The organism is Rhodococcus sp. Ni2 (assembly GCF_021352185.1).
GTDB lineage: Bacteria > Actinomycetota > Actinomycetes > Mycobacteriales > Mycobacteriaceae > Rhodococcus_F > Rhodococcus_F qingshengii.
This window is the reverse complement of record NZ_WOXZ01000001.1, coordinates 2,556,383-2,574,361: the sequence shown is the minus strand read 5'-3', so window position 1 is coordinate 2,574,361 and position 17,979 is coordinate 2,556,383. Positions and strand designations below refer to the sequence as shown.

Genomic DNA, 17,979 nt, shown 5'->3' with positions numbered 1-17,979 from the left:
CATCACGTTTGCTTATCGGGCCACAACGGTTCGGTCTTGGTCAGATGCCCTGGTAGGACCCTATGGTCGAACGGATCACCGAGTGAGAACTGTGGCTCGTCGACGACGGGAATCCACGCTCACCCCGGACCCAGGAGCAGACCATCATGGCGACTTTCGTTCCGGCTGCGCGCGTCGACAGAATCAGGGAGTCGCCGAGTGTGGCTGCCGCACAACGAGTGCGCGAGCTGAAGGCCCAGGGCCGTGAAATACTCGACCTGACCGTCGGGGAGCCCGATTTCGACACACCCGACAACATCAAGTCTGCGGCGATCACTGCGATCAACACGGGTCAGACCAAGTACACCGCAGTCAACGGCATCCCGGCTCTACGCGAGGCAATCGCAGCACGCGCGGCTTCGCGAACCGGAATCCAGTACGCGGACAACCAGATCACCGTCGGCGGCGGCGCGAAACAGGTCATCTTCCTCGCTCTCATGGCGACGGTCGAAGCCGGCGTCGAGGTTATCGTTCCCGCCCCTTACTGGGTTTCGTACCCGGATATGGTCCTCGCTCACGACGGGACTCCGGTGATCGTTCAGTGCGAGGAGTCCGACAACTTTCTTCTCACAGCCGAAGCACTATCCGCTGCAATCACTTCGAACACCAAGTGGGTCATCCTCAATGCCCCGGGCAACCCCACCGGATCTGTGTACACCCGCGAGCAGCTGCAGGCCCTCGCCGAAGTGATAGAGGCCAATCCCCATGTCAGTGTGTTGGTCGACGAGATCTACGACGAGATCAACTTCGGCGACGCTCCGATCCCGAGTCTGCTGCAGGTCGCTCCGCACCTCCGTGATCAGGTACTGGTCACCAACGGAGTCTCCAAGTCTCATGCCATGACCGGGTGGCGACTCGGATACGGACTCGGAAATTCCGGATTGATCGGCGCCGTCAACAAACTGCAGGGTCAGAGTTCTTCCTGCCCGTCCTCGATCAGCCAGGCCGCAGCCGTGGAAGCCCTCACCGGCGACCAGAGTTTCCTCACCGAATCCGTACGAAGTTACCGACGACGACGCGACCTCTCGGCTCACCTCCTCAGTGTTGTCCCCGGGCTCGAGCCCGTCGTGCCGCAGGGTGCGTTCTACCTGTTCGTCAACTGTGCCGGCTTGATCGGCAAGCAGACCCCGGATGGCACCGTGATCGAGTCCGACCAGGATCTCGTCCTCTATCTCCTCGACGAGGCGTCGGTTGCCACCATTCAGGGTTCGGCTTACGGCGCATCGCCGTACTTCCGTATCTCCTTCGCCACCTCCGAGGCCGTCCTCGAAAAGGCCGCGGCACAGATCGCCGCGGCAGTCGAACGCCTTTCCTGATCTTTCATACTTTCTGGAGTACAAGATGATTCACGTCAAGACGAAAATTGATCGCGCGGACAAGGACCTGATTGCCGAACTGGGGACGTTCTCCGCGGCCACGATTCACGAGGCACAGGGACGTAAGGGGTCGCTGCATCCGGCGATCAAACCGATCGACCGCGACATGAAGTTCTGCGGCTCCGCCTTCACAGTCAAGTGCCATCCCCGTGACAACCTCATGCTGCAGGTTGCGATCAGCTACGCACAGCCGGGTGACGTCCTGATCGTCTCTTCAGGTGATCAAGCCGCCGGCCAGTTCGGCGATGTCCTCGCCAATGCCTGTGTTGCGCGCGGCATTACCGCACTGGTCACCGACGGCGGAGTGCGCGATACCCGGGAGATCCGCGAACTCGGATTCCCCGTCTTCTCCAAGCACGTGTACATCGAGGGAACCGTCAAGGAATCTCTCGGCCCGATCAACCATCCCCTGGTCTTCGGAGAACAGGTCATTTATCCCGGTGACGTCGTCAAGGGTGACTGCGACGGCGTTGTCGTGGTCCGCCGCGAGGAGGTTGCCGAGGCAATCGAACTCTCGCGTGCCCGTGACGAAGCCGAAGCCGGGTACATCGAGCGTTACAAGCGGGGCGAGACCCCACTCGAGGTGAGCAATCTGACTGCCCTGCTGGAAGCCAAGGGCCTGGTGGTCGAATAACCTGCTGTGCGCCTTTATTAACCGCCCGCGGTTAATAAAGGCGCACAGGGTCGAAGGACTCAGAACCGCAACAGCACCTTCCCCGACACCGAAGCATCCTTGGCGACTGCGAAGGCTTCCAGAGCTTCCTCGACCGGATATTCGTGTGTGAGAACAGCATCGACAGCAAGCGAACCGTCGGCGAGGGCGAGCAGCACCTCGTCGATTTCGTCGTTGAAGCGGAATGAGCCCACCAACTCCAACTCTCGCGTGATCGCCAGCGAAATGTGTACCGGTTGAGGTCCGGACGGAAGAAGCCCGAGCATGACCACCCGTCCACCGCGCGTCGCCCCGCGAATAGCGGATTCGAGCCCGCGATGATTGCCGGTGCACTCGACGACCACGTCGGCATCGGATGCGGCGACTGCCTCGGCGTCGGTGGCCTCGAGAACCCGATCCGCACCGAGCGTCGACGCGATCTGCAGCGGAACGTCGTGCACGTCGACCGCGGTGATCGACTGCGCGCCTGCTCGTCTGAGCACAGCCACGACCAGTGCGCCGATGGGTCCGCAGCCGACGACCAGCGCCTTCTTCCCGCGTACGTCTCCCGCTCGCGAAACAGCGTGCCAGGCAACGCTTGCCGGTTCGGCTACCGACGCAGTCCGCAGGTCCAACCCCTCGGGCAGTTCCCGGAGCATGCGTGTCGGGAGCACTGCGTATTTCACGAAGGCGCCCTCGGTGTGTGGGTACTGCGCTGCACTTCCCAGGTATGTGCAGCAGGGCGAGAGGTTGGGCCGATCGCTCGGGAACCGAGGCGCGGTCCCACCGGGCGTTGCGGGGTGTACGGCCACGGAAGTTCCAACTGCCGGCCCCGTTCCGTCCGCCGCGGCCGTCACGACCGTGCCGACCACCTCGTGACCGAGCAGCATCGGTGCCTTCAGAATCGACTCCCCCGCCGCGCCGTGCGTCCAGTAGTGCAGATCTGATCCACACACACCGCCGTAAGCGATCTCGATCACTGCCTGCTCGGCGGTCGGCGCAGTCAACGCAACATGCTCGACCCGCAGGTCACCTGCCGCATGGGCCACCACTCCGAGCGTCGTTTCCGGTAGTACAAAACTCATGATGCGCTCTCTCAGTCGTTGCGACGGATGAAGTCGAGGCCACCGGGCACCTGGAAGGTGGGGAGCACCTCGATGAGACCAAGATTGACGTGGCCAGGGGCGTCGATCGCGAACTCGATGGTATCCGCGATGTCCTTGGTAGTGATGGATTCGTAGCCTTCGTAGAAGGTCTCCCACGCTTCCTTCATGGCTTCGGGCGTGCCGCCGAGGTTGCGACCGAAGATCTCGGTCTCGACCCGGCCAGGGCAGATCTCGGTCACTCGAATCCGCTTGCCGATGCAGTCGTTTCGCAGCTGGCGCGAAATCTGGTGCACCGCAGCCTTGGTCGCGTGGTAGGCAGTGTGGCCGTAGAAGTTGTACAGGCCGGCGATGGAGCTGATGTTGACGACATGACCTAGATCGCGCTCCACCATTCCCGGCAGCAGAATGCGGCACAGGTGCAGCACCGCACGAAGATTCACGTCCACCATCGCGTCGACCGATGCTTCTTCGGCGTCGAGAATGTTTCCGGTTGCGGACACCCCCGCGTTGTTGACGAGGATGTCGATCTCCAGTCCGCCGACAGCTTCGGCGAGCGCGGCGGTGTCGGTGATGTCCACGGGCAGAGGGATCATTCCGGTGCGATCGGCAACCTCACCGAGCTTGTCGGCATTGCGGGCGACGCCGTAGACCGTCAGTCCGCGCTTGGTGAACATCTCGGTGACGGCGGCACCCATTCCGGTGTTGGCGCCGGTGACGAGAGCTGTGCGGTAATCGGAGAAAGGCATTGTGTGCTCCTACAGGAAGAAATTGGTATGACCCGGCGGCCGCCGCGGACTGCAGGCGGCCACCGGGCCGGATCAGGAGTGACTCACGCGAGAAGTCACAGAGTGTCGCGTAGCGGAACGTGGGCGCGATCGGTGATGGTGCTGACCGCGATCAGCGTGCCGACTGCGGTGATGACCGCGTAGAAGGCGGGAACGTAGATACCGAATTCGGGGATCAACCAGGTCATCAACAACGGTGCGGTACCACCGAAGAGTGCGGACGAGATGTTGTAACCCAAACCGTAGGCGGAGTAGCGAACCCGCGTGGGGAACAGTTCGACGATCAGGATGTGGATGACGGCTGTGTGCCCGGCGAAGATCACTGCCATGAGGCAAGCACCGAGAACGGCGAGGCCGACGTTGCCGGTCACGATCATGGCATAGCAGGGGATCGCTCCGATCGCCATTGCCGCAGCTGCACCGGCGATGACCTTCTTGCGACCGATCCGGTCGGAGAGAGCACCCATGAACGGAATCGCGAAGCAGATCGCGACCAGGCTGGATGCGGTGACGAGAAGCGCTGTCCCGGTCGAGAATCCGATCTGATCGCCTTTGAGGAACGTGGGCATGTACGAGAACAGAACGTAGTAGCCGGAACCATTCATCAAGGGGATGAACAGGGCGAGGATCATGGCGCGACGGTGTTCGGGAGTGGAGAATGCTTCCTTGAGCGGATTGCGCGACAAACCGCCGGATTCCTTGAGCCGCTCGAAGTTCGGGGTATCGGAGATCGCGCGGCGGATGTACCAGCCGATGATTCCCATCGGAATGGCCATGAGGAACGGGATGCGCCACGCCCACGATGCGAGTCCGCCGCCGTTGATCGCGTCGGCGTTGAGCCACGGCGACATGGCAAACGCGATCATCGTTCCGGTCAGCAGTGCGAGGAACGACGCGATCTGCGCGTAGCTCGTGATCAAGCCGCGCTTGCCTTCCGGGGCGTGTTCGGCGAGGAACGTCATGGCGCCGGCAGCTTCACCACCGACGGAGAATCCCTGCACGATCCGCAGAAAGATCAGCAGTGCCGGTGCCGCGATACCGATGGCCGCGTAGGTGGGCAGCAAGCCGATACCGGCGGTCGCCACGCTGATCAGCATGATGACGAACACCAACATCTTCTGTCGACCGATCCGGTCGCCGAGGATGCCGCAGACCACCGCGCCGAGGGGTCGAACGAAGAACGAGACCGCGTAGCCGGCGAACACCAGCATCAGCGCGTCGCTCGACTTCGATACGTCGAAGAACACGATGGCCAGTGCCGTCGCCATGAACGCGAAGACACCGTTGTCGTAGAGCTCGACGAAGATGCCGACGCAGCCCGCTGCGACGACTTTCCGGACCTTGCGCGGGTCGGCTACCTGGCCGTCTACCGCTTCGATGGTGTTGGTCATGCTGTCTCCAAAATAGACGCGCGGCGCGGAGCGCTCGCGGGGCGTGTGGTGCCGACGTGGCTCGGTACTCGGGCTTCCGAGGTGTGAAGAGGTATCCGGAGGGTGGTGAATACGTTCTCCACACGCCGCCTCAGCAAGGCGATGCGGTGCTGCTGTTCGCGGTGCTCTGCAACCGCCGTTGCGACGCTGCAGTTCCGGAATCGGACGCGGTGCCCGGGTCGGGCCTGTCCCAGCTGTGAGAGTGAAACGGTGGTGACGACTGCCAGCACCGGATAACCGGCGGTGACGCCTCTACCTCGATGCAGGACCAGAAGTTCGTTGCCAGCGGGTACTTCGACGGCGCCGATGGGGACGCCGCGCGAGAGGACCTCGCCGGTGCCGGTGCGCTGTGGGAGCGGCTGCTCATCGGTAGATGCCAGCCGAAGCCCGATGTGATTGCTCTGATCGCCCACCACGAATTCGGTGCCGAACAGCGCGGCTGCACTCTCCCCGAAGTCGTCGATGTCGGGGCCGTCGGTCACGTCGAGCGTCCACACGTTGCCGAAGGACGGTCGGTCGGGCAACAACCGGAACAGCGGTAGCCGGAAGACCGGGTGGTCGATCGGCGGGCAGTCGGTGTCGACGACCAGCGCCTCCCCCGCGGTCAAGTGACGGCCGAATCCGAGGACCTGGTCGGGAGCGCAGCTGCCCAGGAGGTAGTCGGCCGTCAGCTCTCCGTGGACGGCGACGTAGACGCGCAATCCGTCGTGGATTCCGGTGACGGCAAGCCGCTGACCGGCTCGCCAGACGATCGGTTCCCACTGCGGTTGCCGATGTCCGTCCACCGTCACCGTTGCGGGTGCACCCGTGACGGCGATCAGCAGATCCGTGGACGCCGACGCTGAAAAGTCGAGGGCCGTCAACTCCAGTAGCGGGGCCTCGCGCCTACTACCCACCAACGCGTTGGCGATCTCCGCGCTGATCTGGTCGGCTGCGCCGCCCGTCGCCTGACCGAACTGTGACGCCGATCCACGCCCCAAATCCTGGACGGAGCTGATTCCGGGAGTCAGGACGGTGACGGTCTCAGCCATGGGGATCACCCCCTACGGGCAGGAGCGAGCGTCCGTCGAAGTCGTCCCAGCGATCGGCGTCGATCGCACGGAAGACGAACAGATCGCCCGGGCGGTAGGCAGAAATCTGCTCCGACGCCGGATCGACCAAGATGAGCGGGGTCCGGCCGATCACTGCCCAACCGCCGGGCGCAGGCCTGGCCGAAACGACTGCCTGACGTCCGGCCACCGCAACGGAACCGGCCGCGACGTGCGGTCGCGGGCTCGATCGGCGCGGGATGGGAAGGCCGAACGCCGGGCCGTCGAGCATCGGGGCGCCGCCGGGTGAGCCGTAGCAACGCATGACCAACGGGGCTGCGGAGTGAAGGCGCACCACTTCGGCTTCGGTGACGCCGAGAAACCGCGCTGTATCACCCAGGTCCGGGCCGTGTTCGCCCCCGTAGACGACGGGGATCTCGAACGTCCTAGGTTCACCTTCCAGCGGTCGGGGGATAGTCGTTGCTTCGCGAACCAGGCCGCGGACGGCGTCGTGGTCGGTGAGGAGGTTGTCGAACTCGACCAGCAGGGCGTCGTATGTCGGGATGACGCTGACGATGCCGTCGGCACCGAGATCGAAACGTGCAGCGATCGATCGAACGGTGTTCCAGTTCTGCTCGGCGGTCCCGCCGCTGACACTGACGCGAACGGCGGCGTCACCGCAGTCGGCGACGTAGGTCTTCACGCGGAACACCCGACATCACGGGCCCGCCGTGACGCCACGACCCGGGTCAGCGGCGCAATGGTGACACCGGCGGCCTCGAGCGCGGCGCGAATCGCCTTCGCGTTCGCGACGGCACCGGGGTTGTCACCGTGCACGAGGACCGTATCGGCGACAACCGGGATCAACGTGCCGTCCACAGCTTCGACGACTTCCTCGACCACCATCCGAACGGTCCGCTCGACCAGAACGTCGACGTCGTGAATCACCGCTCCCGGCTCGCTGCGGGGCACAAGAGTTCCGTCGGAGTTGTATGCGCGATCCGCGATTCCGACGATGCCGACGCTCAATCCGCGGGCAGTCGCCTCGTCGGCCAACGCCCCGTCCTGGGCGAGCACGATCAACGACGGATCGAAGGCCGCGACCGCATCGACGACGGCGCGCGCGTAATCTTGGCGTACGGCAACAAGATTCCCGAGCTTGCCGTGGGGAGCGATGTGCGACAACGACGTTCCGCTCGCGACCGCAAAGGCGTGAAGGGCGCCGAGTTGGAACAGCACGTCGGTTCGGACCTCGTTCTCACTGAGATCCATCGCGCGACGTCCGAATCCGGCGAGGTCCGGAAAACTCGGATGCGCGCCGATGCCGATACCGCGCGATACGCACCCCCGCACGGTCGCATCCATGGTTCGTGGATCGCCTGCATGGAATCCGCAAGCGATGTTGGCCGAAGTCAGCGTGTCGAGCAGAGCATCGTCGGCGCCCATGGTCCACGTGCCGAAACCTTCGCCGAGATCGGCGACAAGATCGATGCTGGTTGCCATTTCGGTCCTTCCGGTTCGTTTACTTGTTCGTACGGGCGCCGTTGCCCGTGGTTGGTCCGACTGTCGAAGTTCTGTGTGTCGACTTCGGTGTTTCTGGGACGCTACTCAGGAACGCCAAAGGGTTGTTAATACCGTTTCGCGTTGGGGTGATCGGAATTCGATATGTCCGTTGAGCTGGTAGTTTGCACAGCATGGACACGAGAAGGCTCTACTCGTTCGTACGAATTGTCGATGCCGGCAGCATCACCCGAGCCGCCGACATCCTGCACATCGCACAACCCGCCCTGAGCCAACAGATGACGTCGCTGGAAACGCAGTTCGGTCAGCAACTTCTGATCCGCAGCAAACAGGGTGTCGAGCCGACCGATGCGGGGCACGCACTCTATCGGCATGCTCAGGTGATTCTGCGTCAGGTGGAGAGTGCTCAGGCCGAGGTGTCCGTGGTCGGACGGGCGCTGGCGGGTGGCGTCTCGGTCGGCCTCGCCCCGTACAGCACCGCGACGGCAATCGCCTTGCCGCTCTTGGCCCGTGTGCGCGAGCAGCACCCGAATATCTTGTTGCACATCAACGAGAACTTCGGTGGCGTGCTCAGCGAAGCGATGATGACCGGTCGCATGGATCTGGCGTTGTTGTACGACGCCGGCCCGATCAAGGGTGTGACGTTCGAACGCTTGCTCACCGAGGAGCTGGTGGTGGTTGCGCCGTTCGGTACCGGACTGGCAGGCGAATCGGGATCCGACATCTCCCTGCCCGAGATCGCCGAACTACCACTATTGCTTCCGGGTCGGATGCACACCATCCGCAAGGTGGTGGAGCAGGCTTTCGACCGTGCAGAGCAGCAACCGAACGTCGTGGCCGAAGTGGAATCGGTGATGACGCTGTCCGAGGCCGTACGCACCGGATTGGGCGCGACGGTTCTGCCGTGGTCGGTGGCCCGCAGGGTCATGGACGTCGAAGCGCTCGAGCTACGACGCATCGAGCCGGGCATCGAAGTGCATGTCTCCCTTGGCACCCCGGCCAATCAGCCCCTCTCCAAACCGGCCGAGGCGGTGCGCGATGTTCTGCGCACCGTCGTTGCCGATTACGTGAAGGGAACCAACGCGAGCGGTCAGTAGCCCGCCGACGGATCGATCACGGCGGCGAGGTCCTCACCTGCGGCGAATCGGGCGACGTTGGCTGCAACGTGATCTGCCAGGACGCGGGTGAGCGTCGTAGCCGGGTTGGCGACGTGTGGAGTGATGATCGCGTTGGGCAGCTTCCACAACCGATGCCCGTCCGGCAACGGCTCGGGATCGGTGACGTCCAGTGCCGCCCCGCCGATCGAACCGGCTTCCAGTGCGTCGACCAATGCGTCCGTGTCGACGAGGGTGCCACGCGCGATGTTCACGATCCAGCTCGACTCCGACATCTGGTCCAGTTCGGCCTTGCCGACCAGATGCCGCGTCGCGGATGTCGACGGTGCTGCGATCACGAAGTGATCTGCCTTGGACCAGATTTCGCCGGTGCGGTCGGCCGAGAGCGTTTCGGAAGCACCCTCGACAGGGGTCCCGGAGCGGGTGATCGCGATGACCTTGACTTTGGACGCGGCGAGGTACGGGATCAACGCACGGCCGATTCCGCCGCAACCGATGATCGCCACTGTCGAGCCCTGCAAAGTGCCCACCCGCGGGTCGAACTCTTCCTTGCGCCACGACTGCGCCGCCAATTGTTCGGGGAGAGAACGAACTCCGGCGAGGAGAAGCATCATCGTATGTTCGGCAACATTGCCCGCGTACGCTCCGGCAGCAGACGTCCAGACCCGCTTGTCGTCGATCACCTTGGCGTCGAACCAGGGCTCGATGCCGGCGAACGGCAACTGCACCCAGCGAACCGAATCGGGTAGCGACGACGGGAACGTCTCCGGCCCGTGTACCCACACGACGCCCTCGGCGTCTGCCAGTGGAACGAGAACTCCACCGGCTCGGCGTATTCCGTCGGCGACGTGAGGATCCTCGACGGGACCGAGGTGGATGCGAGGGGCGCTGGCGTCTGTCATGTGGGTGCTTTCTGTTCGAGTAGCGGACGATCTAACAGCGGACAATCAGACGACGGCCGTCATTCCGCCGTCGACGTAGAGGATCTGACCGTTGACGAAATCCGAAGCCGGGGAGGCCAAGAACAGTAGCGACCCGATCAGCTCCTCGGTACGGCCCCAACGTCCGGCGGGTGTCCGCTTGGCGAGCCACGCGGTGAACTCCGGATCGTTGACCAGCGCAGAGGTCAGTTCGGTGTCGAAGTATCCCGGTGCGATCGCGTTGATCTGCAAACCGAAGGGTGCCCAGTCGGCGCACATTCCGCGGGTGAGCATCTTGAGCCCGCCCTTGCTGGCTGCGTACGGTGCGATTCCCGCTCGGCCGAGCTCGCTCTGCACCGAGCAGATGTTGACGATCTTCCCGTGTCCGCGCTCGACCATGCCGCGGGCGAATTCACGTCCGACGTAGAACGCACTGGTCAGGTTGGTGTCCATGACACGCCGGAAGTCGTCGTCGCCGAACTCGAGAAGCGGGGCGCGGTGCTGCACGCCGGTGTTGTTGACAACGATCTCGACCGGGCCGACCTCCGCCTCGATGCGTGTCGCCGCATCCCGGACGGCGGCCGAATCGGTGACGTCGAACGCGTATGCGTGCACCGTTGCGCCGGTCGCGTCGGCGATGCGTCGACGCTCGGCTTCGAGCACGTCGGAATTTCGGCTGTTGAGCACCACCACCGCACCCGCCTCGGCGAGACCAGTCGCGAGGGCCGAGCCGATGCCTCGGCTCGAACCCGTCACCAGCGCGACCTTCCCGGAAATGTCGAACGGGCCGGGGCTTGCGGTGCTACTCACGCTGTGACGCTCCTCTGAGATGTATGGATGTAGTCGACTGCCTCGCCCACCAGTGTGCTCGGTTCGGAGACGACATTCAGCGTGATGCCGCGCTCGTCGTCTGTAAGCGGTTCGAGAGCCTCGAACTGGGAGATGAGCAGACTCTCCGGCATGAAGTGCCCGGCGCGGAAACGCATACGTGCGGAGATAGTCTCGAAATCACCGGCCAGGTGGACGAACTGCACGTCGAGACCGTCCGGGCGCAACCGGCCCCGATAGTCCTTTCGCAGAGCCGAACAGGCAACGACGCCTGTTCGTCCCGCATCGGCACGCTCGGAAAGCCAGGCCGCGATCGCGTCGAGCCACGGCACACGGTCTTCGTCGGTCAACGGTGTCCCCGAACGCATTTTGGCGACATTGGACTCGGGGTGCAGATCGTCACCGTCGACGAAGTCTGCCCCGAGAGACGTGGCGAGACCCACTGCCACGGTGCTTTTTCCAGCACCGGCCACACCCATCACAACTACCTGCACGGTCATGCTTCGACCATGCCCGACTACCGAAGGCCAGACAATACTCGAGTGATACCGGTTCGCGAGGGTGCCATAGCGGAACGATCTAGGAACTTCTGCCCGTTCGAGCCCTATCCGTTCGCCTTCGCGATCGAATCCTTGCCCTCGGCCGCTCCACCCTCAATGGTGTCGTGCTGGATGGGAACGAACTTCTTCTTCGGCAGCAGGAACAGCCACGTCGCGAAGACGAACGGGCCCGTTCCGGCCGGCAGGCTGATCGGAGCAAAGGCAGACACCAGCGTGCCGTGGATGACAACAGTCACCAGTACTCCGAAGACGGTGTAGACGAACACACGCCACGACGGGTTGTAGAACACCGATCCGAGAGCAATTGCCGTCAGCACCGAACTGAGCCCGTAGAGACCATTGCCGATGTCGACGGTGTTTGCGCCCAGCGCCAGTACCGAACCCATCGCTATCGCGGAACCGATGAGCGCGAACAACGCCGCCCAACGCGACGCGACCAGCAGCGCGATCACGAAGATAATGCCGGTGACGGTGTTGTTGATCAGAAAGATCTGGGAGACGTTGCGGAACAGCGTGTCCCACAGGAAGCTGAAAGTAATTTCGGCATGAACTGACGCGTCCCCGATGTGCTGGGGAAACTGGCCCGCGCTGAGGTCTGACGTTTCGATCCGCAGGAACTGGAACGCCGCGAGGAGGAAGAACCAGTTGACGAGGTTGAACGGAAAGGTCAGCGCCGGTACGCCCCACGTCTTGAAGACATTGGCAACGGCCAGGAACGCGATCGTCGACGCGGCAGCTCCCACCACGAGGTAGATCCACAGCATCACACCGCCGGCAAGGAACGTCGGAAAGGCAGCTCCCACAAGAACTCCGTTGTATCCGTACAGGCCGATACGCATCGAATCGTCGTCGGAGTGCAGCATCATGCCGGTGACGGTGGATACCACCAGACCCACCACGGCACCAATTGCGACGGTGATCGTGTCCGCGGCTATCGCTCCCCAGAAGATACCGACCAGAAACAGCAGGCCCGTCAGCGCATTGCCCTGGAACATCACCTGCCCGGAGCCTTTGAGATTGGTGTCGATGAATCTGAGCACGACGTTCTTGTCCGCGACGTCGTCCCAGGGTTTGGTGATGGTGGTCATCGCACGTCCCTCGATCCTTCTCCGACGATCCGCGTCATCCCCACAGCGGGACGGGCGGAATGGTGGTGTCCAGAACTGCCTTTCGCACCAGAGCCCAGAAATCACGAACCTTCGCCTTGACGGGTTCGCTCTCCGGACCGAGGACTTTGAAGATGAGACCGGCGTCGTTCGGTAGCCGACTCGCTCCGGAAACGACCTTGCCGTCACGGCCCGGAACTACCTCTTCGAGAATCGCGTCGGCGTGCTCCTTCGGTGTCAGCAGGATGACATTGCCGAACACGTCGTGGTCGCCCATGATTCCGCCGTATCGCACGGGGAAGCGTGCCGGTTCGATCACCAATTTCTCGGTGAAGAGGTTCTTCCCGTCCGGACGCTCCGCCTTGATCATTGTGGAGTACAGGTCGTAGACGAACATCTCTCCGCCGTCGTGGTACTTGCGACCCGACATCACGATCTCCGAGAACAACAGCGTTGCAGTCGGATCCACCGTGATGTCAGTGCGCGCGTAGTACCTCGCGTTGCGGTGTGGGATCGTCACCCCGGGCATCAGTTCGAGATACGAATTCTCCGCGAGCACCACTTTCTGGAGTTGCGACGCGTGATTGGCATCCATCCGGTGAACCTTGGTGGCCGACTGAGTGGTCACGTGCGCGAGGGAACCCGGTTCCATCTCGATGGTCAGGAACAGTCGATCGCCTTGCAACACACTGCCGGACGTCGAGATCATGTAGACGCACGGCATGGTCGGCAACGCTTCGTCCCAGTACAGCGCCTGCTGAACGAGCAGCGGTGTCTTGCGGTACATGTCCCGCAGAATCGTCTTGTCGCCACGGTCGACAAATCGCATCTCGAGAACGCCGGTCTTCCCGACCTTGCCGGCCGGGGCCTGCTTCGGCTGGTCCTGGTACTGGTCGAGTTCCGGGATGGTCGGGATCGGCCCCGGGAGCGACCGCGATGCTCCCGGGACGGACGTTGCGCTCACGGTGCGCTCGCTCCCACTTCCTCTTCGTCGAAGAGGACTCCGTGCACGATGAGGTCCACCACTTCCTTGATGCCTTCCCCTGTCATGCAATTGGTGAAGACGAACGGCTTGTCGCCGCGCATCCCCTTGGAGTCGCGATCCATGACTCCGAGATCGGCGTTGACGTACGGTGCGAGATCGGTCTTGTTGATGACCAGGATGTCGGACTGCGAGATTCCCGGACCGTTCTTGCGCGGAATCTTGTCGCCTGCGGCTACGTCGATGACGTAGATGAAGAAGTCGACCAGAGCTGGACTGAACGTCAGTGTGAGGTTGTCGCCACCACTTTCGATGAACACCACGTCGGTGTCCGGGAACGTTTTCTCCATGTCCTCGACCGCCGCGAGATTCATACTCGGGTCTTCGCGGACGGCGGTGTGTGGGCAGGCTCCCGTCTCCACGCCGACGATACGTTCCTCCACGAGAACACCTTTGAGAGCCTTGCGCACATGCTTGGCATCTTCGGTGGTGACCACGTCGTTGGTGATGATCAGAACGCTGGTGCCCCGCTTGATGAACTCCGGTGTGATCGCCTCGATGAGCGCGGTCTTACCCGAACCCACGGGTCCGCCGATTCCGATGCGCGTTGTCTTCTTCATCGTTCTCCTTCTAGTTCATGAACATTCGGACGTGCGCCTTGACGTGCACCGCAGCCAGAATGTCGATCATCGGGGCGAAATTGGACATGTCGTCGAGTCCGTAGTCACGCACTGCGGCGTACTCATGGCCGGCGCTCTGATTGACCTCGAACAGAATCTCTTGCGTCGCGAGGTGATCGACTCGGACGATACGAAGGGCAGCGCCGAGCAACGTCATCGCGACACCGTACTGATTGACCGTGAAAGCGTCCTCTTCCGGAGAACCCATCTCCGCGAAAGCAATTCCGAGGCCGACGGGGTAGGTACCCGGTGTCTCCCCCGATGCGATCGCGGCCAACCACTTGTTGAACAGGGTCTCACCGGCCAAGCGCCCGCCGAGTTCGGCCAACTTCTTACCCATGCGGGTACTCATCGTGCGTGCTTCTTCGTTGAGTTTGCGTTCGATCACTGCATGATCAGCGGCGAGGATCGCCGAGAAATCACCGGCTGCCGCACCCCGGTGCGCTGCGAGTACGGCGATACCGTCGCACGTCGCGCCCTGATGGGCGGCCGAGAGCACAAACTCCCGCAGCGACGGACCACCCGTGACAATTCCTTGCGCCACGGCCGATTCCAAACCGTTGGAGAACGAGAAGGAACCGACCGGGAACATGGAATCGGAAAACTGCATCATCCGCATCGCGCGGTTGATGCTGAGCCCGGATCCCTCAGACGAGAGGGTCATGGGTATGCCCCTCGCCCTCACGCGCGGCCGCACCGAACAAACGGCGTGCCTCGTGTGGAGCGATGTAGGGAATGACCTCGGCGCCCGGGATGAAGGTGTACTCGATGCCCTCGAAAGCATGCGTACGCATCACCGAGCCCATGACCGCCTTGTCGACGGTCAACGGAACGTAGACCTTCATTCCCTTCACCACCGCAGGCCAGTGCTGGTTACCCACGGCATGTCCCAACTCCAAGCACGTCTGAATCATCTTCTCGGGCGTCACCTCGACCAGTGCGCTCAGGTCGATCTCCAACACGTCCTTGAGGTTGATCCTGGCCACGACGACGGTGTTCGCCTGCTCGTCCCACAGCAGAATGTCGCCGTCCTGCAACTGAATACCCCGATCGAGCGAGACGGCCAATTCACGGCCACCGATCGTGGTGCGTCGTAACCGACTCTTCTGCGCTTCCCACTGATCGAGCGACAAGACGTCGACTACCGCATTGTCGAGTCGACCGGCCCACTCCTCGTCGGTCTCCTTCCCGAGCAGCGCGTCGACTCGCGTCGGCTTTCCGCTCGGCGCGGTCATCTCGCCGTGCGTGTGTGGCGTCGCATCGGCGCCGTGCGTGTGTGTGATTGTTCCCGACACTGGAGACCCCTAACTGAAGAAGTAAAGTTGGTTCAAGCGAATGGATTCGGCAGGTTCGACGTATGCGTGGACGCCGTCCGCAGTCACCGCGAAGGTCTCCGGGTCCACCTTGATTTCCGGAGTGGCCGAGTTGCGAACCAGATCACGCTTGGTGACCGTCCTCGTGCCCTCTACGGCGACAACCTGACGTTCGAGACCGAGCCGGTCCTTGATGCCGTCGTCGAGTGCCGCTCGCGAGACGAACGAGACCGAACTCTGCGGCAACGCCTTGCCGAATCCACCGAACATCGGCCGGTAGATCACCGGTTGTGGTGTCGGGAGCGACGCATTCGGATCTCCCATGGCGTGCCAGCTGATCAGACCGTTCTTGATGATCGTCTTCGGCTTCGCGCCGAAGAATGCGGGCTCCCAGAGAACAAGATCCGCCATCTTCCCGACACCGATCGACCCGACCACATGCGAAAGACCGAACGTCAACGCTGGATTGATCGTGACCTTCGCGACGTAGCGCAACACGCGGAAGTTGTCGTGTGTCGGTGAATCCTCTGGCAGCTTTCCGCGGGACCGCTTCATGCAGTCCGCTGTTTGGATCGCGCGAAGCCAGTTTTCTCCGACGCGGCCCATCGCCTGCGAGTCACTCGAGAACATCGAGATGACGCCCATGTCCTGCAGTACGTTCTCGGCACCGATCGTCTCCGCGCGAACGCGAGACTCGGCAAACGAAACATCCGAGGGCACTTTGGGATTGAGGTTGTGACAGACCATGATCATGTCGAAGAGCTCGGCCTGAGTGTTGATGCCGTACGGCAACGTCGGATTGGTCGACGCCGGAAGTACGTTGTCCTCGCCCGTCACCCGCAGAATGTCGGGTGCGTGACCACCACCCGCACCCTCGCTGTGATAGGTGTGAATGGTACGGCCTTCGAAGGCCGCGATGGTGTCCTCGACGTATCCGGCCTCATTGAGGGTATCCGTGTGAATGGCGACCTGAACGTCCATTTCGTCTGCCACCCGAAGAGACTCACGAATTGTGGCCGGTGTCGCGCCCCAGTCCTCGTGGACCTTCAGACCGGCCGCACCGGCCTTGATCTGTTCGACCAGCGACTGATGCCCGGACGAGTTCCCCTTGCCCAACATGCAGACGTTGACCGGCAAACCCTCGTTGGCCTTGAGCATCATCTCCATGTTCCAGATACCGGAAGTGATGGTGGTGCCGTTGGTTCCGTCGGTCGGGCCGATGCCGCCACCGATCAGCGTCGTCACTCCCCCACTGAGCGCGTGGTACGCCTGCTGTGGTGACACGAGGTGCACGTGCGGATCGATGCCGGCTGCAGTGAGGATCATCTGCTCACCGGAAATCGCGTCGGTCGCCGGACCGGTGGTCAGCCCCGGGGTGACGCCTTCCATCGTGCTGGAGTTTCCCGCCTTGCCCCAGCCGACGATCTTGCCGTCTTTGATTCCCACGTCTGCCTTGACGACGCCGATGGTTGCATCGACGATGACCACGTTGGTGATCACGAGGTCGAGGGCACCGTCGATGCTGCACGACTCCGGATCCTGGCCCATGCCGTCGCGCAGCGTCTTGCCGCCGCCGTAGATCGACTCGTCGCCGATCGTTCGAAGATCTTCCTCGACCTCGATGTACAGGTCGGTATTACCCAGCCTGATCTGGTCACCCGTGGTGACCCCGAACAGACCCGAATACTCTTGTCTCGAAATGCTTGTCATGGGTGTTGCTCTCCTTCGTCCGCCGTGAACGAGAATCAGTCGGTTTGAGGTTCGGACAGGAAGCCGAGTTCTTCGGCACGCTGGACGGCTCCGGGGAGCCTCGGCCGGTAGGCGGCGTGGGTCGGCGCCCAACCGTCGACAAGTCCGTTGAAGCCTTGCACTCGTTGCTTGCCGCCGAACGGCACCAACGTCACTTCCTTCTCGTCGCCCGGCTCGAACCTGACCGCCGTGCCCGCGGGAATGTCGAGGCGCCAGCCGAAGGACTGTTCACGATCGAAGGACAACGCGCGATTGACTTCCATGAAGTGGTAGTGCGAACCCACCTGGATGGGACGGTCACCGGTGTTTCGGACTCGCAACTTCAAACGTGGACGGCCCTCGTTGAGTTCGATCGGCTCGTCCCGCAACACGTATCCGCCGACCGGTACTTTCTTCTCGCCGCCGGAATCCTTCTTCGTCGATTTGCTTGCCATCTTGGAGTGCTCCTGACATCTCGGTCGGGCTACTGGATCGGAGAGTGCACGGTGACGAGCCGGCTACCGTCGAGGAACACCGCCTCGACCTGCACACGTGGAATCATCTCCGCCACACCGTCCATCACGTCGTCGACCGTCAAGGCGTGCGATGCGTCGGCCATGACCTCCTCGAGAGTCTTGCCCTCCCGAGCTCCCTCCAGGGCGGCTGCAGTGATAACTGCGACGGACTCCGGGTGATTGAGTTTGAGCCCCTTTGCCTTTCGCCTCAGTGCGACATCCGCCAACATGAGGATTGTCAGCTTGTCGAGTTCTCGCGGTGTCAGATGCATTCTGAACGCTCCTTGTCGATCAT

At 62.7% G+C, this 17,979-nt stretch carries 20 protein-coding genes; 3 read left to right on the top strand and 17 right to left on the bottom strand.

The features are described from left to right. Positions 1-146: 146 nt before the first annotated feature. Positions 147-1,355: an aspartate transaminase gene (locus tag GN300_RS12500; RefSeq protein WP_007731694.1), complete on the top strand. Its 1,209-nt coding sequence runs from the start codon at positions 147-149 to the stop codon at positions 1,353-1,355. A gap of 25 nt (positions 1,356-1,380) precedes the next feature. Further along, entirely contained in the window at positions 1,381-2,049 is a 669-nt protein-coding gene (locus GN300_RS12495; protein ID WP_007731695.1) for a 4-carboxy-4-hydroxy-2-oxoadipate aldolase/oxaloacetate decarboxylase, read from the top strand. A 59-nt stretch (positions 2,050-2,108) separates the two neighbouring features. Here GN300_RS12495 and GN300_RS12490 read toward each other — a convergent pair whose 3' ends face one another. The 6 genes from GN300_RS12490 to GN300_RS12465 form a co-directional block, all read right to left on the bottom strand. Beyond that, complete coding sequence (locus GN300_RS12490) at positions 2,109-3,152, bottom strand: L-idonate 5-dehydrogenase (protein ID WP_030535776.1); 1,044 nt, start codon at positions 3,150-3,152, stop codon at positions 2,109-2,111. A gap of 11 nt (positions 3,153-3,163) precedes the next feature. Continuing rightward, positions 3,164-3,919 (bottom strand): SDR family oxidoreductase, encoded by a 756-nt coding sequence (locus GN300_RS12485; RefSeq protein WP_007731698.1) that lies wholly within the window; start codon positions 3,917-3,919, stop codon positions 3,164-3,166. A gap of 95 nt (positions 3,920-4,014) precedes the next feature. Further along, positions 4,015-5,349, bottom strand: a complete 1,335-nt coding sequence (locus GN300_RS12480) for an MFS transporter (protein ID WP_042447696.1) — start codon at positions 5,347-5,349, stop codon at positions 4,015-4,017. Then, positions 5,346-6,419, bottom strand: a complete 1,074-nt coding sequence (locus tag GN300_RS12475) for a biotin-dependent carboxyltransferase family protein (protein WP_063315241.1) — start codon at positions 6,417-6,419, stop codon at positions 5,346-5,348. The genes GN300_RS12480 and GN300_RS12475 overlap by 4 nt, the downstream gene beginning before the upstream one ends. Beyond that, positions 6,412-7,119, bottom strand: a complete 708-nt coding sequence (locus GN300_RS12470; RefSeq protein ID WP_172403470.1) for an allophanate hydrolase subunit 1 — start codon at positions 7,117-7,119, stop codon at positions 6,412-6,414. The genes GN300_RS12475 and GN300_RS12470 overlap by 8 nt, the downstream gene beginning before the upstream one ends. After that, the gene (locus GN300_RS12465; protein WP_007731705.1) at positions 7,116-7,919 is read right to left on the bottom strand and encodes a LamB/YcsF family protein; all 804 of its coding nucleotides are present in this window, start codon (positions 7,917-7,919) and stop codon (positions 7,116-7,118) included. The genes GN300_RS12470 and GN300_RS12465 overlap by 4 nt, the downstream gene beginning before the upstream one ends. 191 nt (positions 7,920-8,110) lie before the next feature. Between GN300_RS12465 and nac the strand changes: the two genes are divergently transcribed. Further along, complete coding sequence (gene nac, locus GN300_RS12460) at positions 8,111-9,034, top strand: nitrogen assimilation transcriptional regulator NAC (RefSeq protein ID WP_030535780.1); 924 nt, start codon at positions 8,111-8,113, stop codon at positions 9,032-9,034. Here the strand turns inward: nac and GN300_RS12455 are convergent. From GN300_RS12455 to GN300_RS12405, 11 genes are all read right to left on the bottom strand, one after another. Beyond that, positions 9,028-9,954, bottom strand: a complete 927-nt coding sequence (locus tag GN300_RS12455) for a D-isomer specific 2-hydroxyacid dehydrogenase family protein (RefSeq protein WP_030535781.1) — start codon at positions 9,952-9,954, stop codon at positions 9,028-9,030. The genes nac and GN300_RS12455 overlap by 7 nt on opposite strands. Positions 9,955-9,999: 45 nt before the next feature. Beyond that, the gene (locus GN300_RS12450; RefSeq protein ID WP_007731708.1) at positions 10,000-10,782 is read right to left on the bottom strand and encodes an SDR family oxidoreductase; all 783 of its coding nucleotides are present in this window, start codon (positions 10,780-10,782) and stop codon (positions 10,000-10,002) included. Next, the gene (locus GN300_RS12445; protein WP_030535782.1) at positions 10,779-11,300 is read right to left on the bottom strand and encodes a gluconokinase; all 522 of its coding nucleotides are present in this window, start codon (positions 11,298-11,300) and stop codon (positions 10,779-10,781) included. Before GN300_RS12445 ends, GN300_RS12450 begins: the two co-directional genes overlap by 4 nt. A 104-nt stretch (positions 11,301-11,404) precedes the next feature. After that, positions 11,405-12,448 (bottom strand): urea transporter, encoded by a 1,044-nt coding sequence (gene yut / locus GN300_RS12440; protein ID WP_030535783.1) that lies wholly within the window; start codon positions 12,446-12,448, stop codon positions 11,405-11,407. Between the two features lie 34 nt (positions 12,449-12,482). Further along, on the bottom strand, positions 12,483-13,430 hold the full coding sequence (locus GN300_RS12435) for an urease accessory protein UreD (protein ID WP_007731712.1): 948 nt from the start codon (positions 13,428-13,430) through the stop codon (positions 12,483-12,485). After that, positions 13,427-14,068, bottom strand: coding sequence for an urease accessory protein UreG (gene ureG / locus GN300_RS12430; protein ID WP_007731713.1), 642 nt, complete (start codon positions 14,066-14,068; stop codon positions 13,427-13,429). Before ureG ends, GN300_RS12435 begins: the two co-directional genes overlap by 4 nt. Positions 14,069-14,078: 10 nt before the next feature. Beyond that, positions 14,079-14,792, bottom strand: a complete 714-nt coding sequence (locus GN300_RS12425) for an urease accessory protein UreF (RefSeq protein WP_063315242.1) — start codon at positions 14,790-14,792, stop codon at positions 14,079-14,081. Continuing rightward, the gene (gene ureE, locus GN300_RS12420) at positions 14,776-15,423 is read right to left on the bottom strand and encodes an urease accessory protein UreE (RefSeq protein ID WP_050655600.1); all 648 of its coding nucleotides are present in this window, start codon (positions 15,421-15,423) and stop codon (positions 14,776-14,778) included. Before ureE ends, GN300_RS12425 begins: the two co-directional genes overlap by 17 nt. Positions 15,424-15,432: 9 nt before the next feature. Further along, positions 15,433-17,151, bottom strand: coding sequence for an urease subunit alpha (locus tag GN300_RS12415; RefSeq protein ID WP_003943847.1), 1,719 nt, complete (start codon positions 17,149-17,151; stop codon positions 15,433-15,435). 35 nt (positions 17,152-17,186) lie between these two features. After that, complete coding sequence (locus GN300_RS12410) at positions 17,187-17,624, bottom strand: urease subunit beta (protein ID WP_003943812.1); 438 nt, start codon at positions 17,622-17,624, stop codon at positions 17,187-17,189. A 29-nt stretch (positions 17,625-17,653) separates the two neighbouring features. Beyond that, a complete protein-coding gene (locus GN300_RS12405) occupies positions 17,654-17,956 on the bottom strand; it encodes an urease subunit gamma (RefSeq protein ID WP_007731718.1) in 303 nt (100 codons plus the stop codon). Positions 17,957-17,979 lie beyond the last annotated feature (23 nt).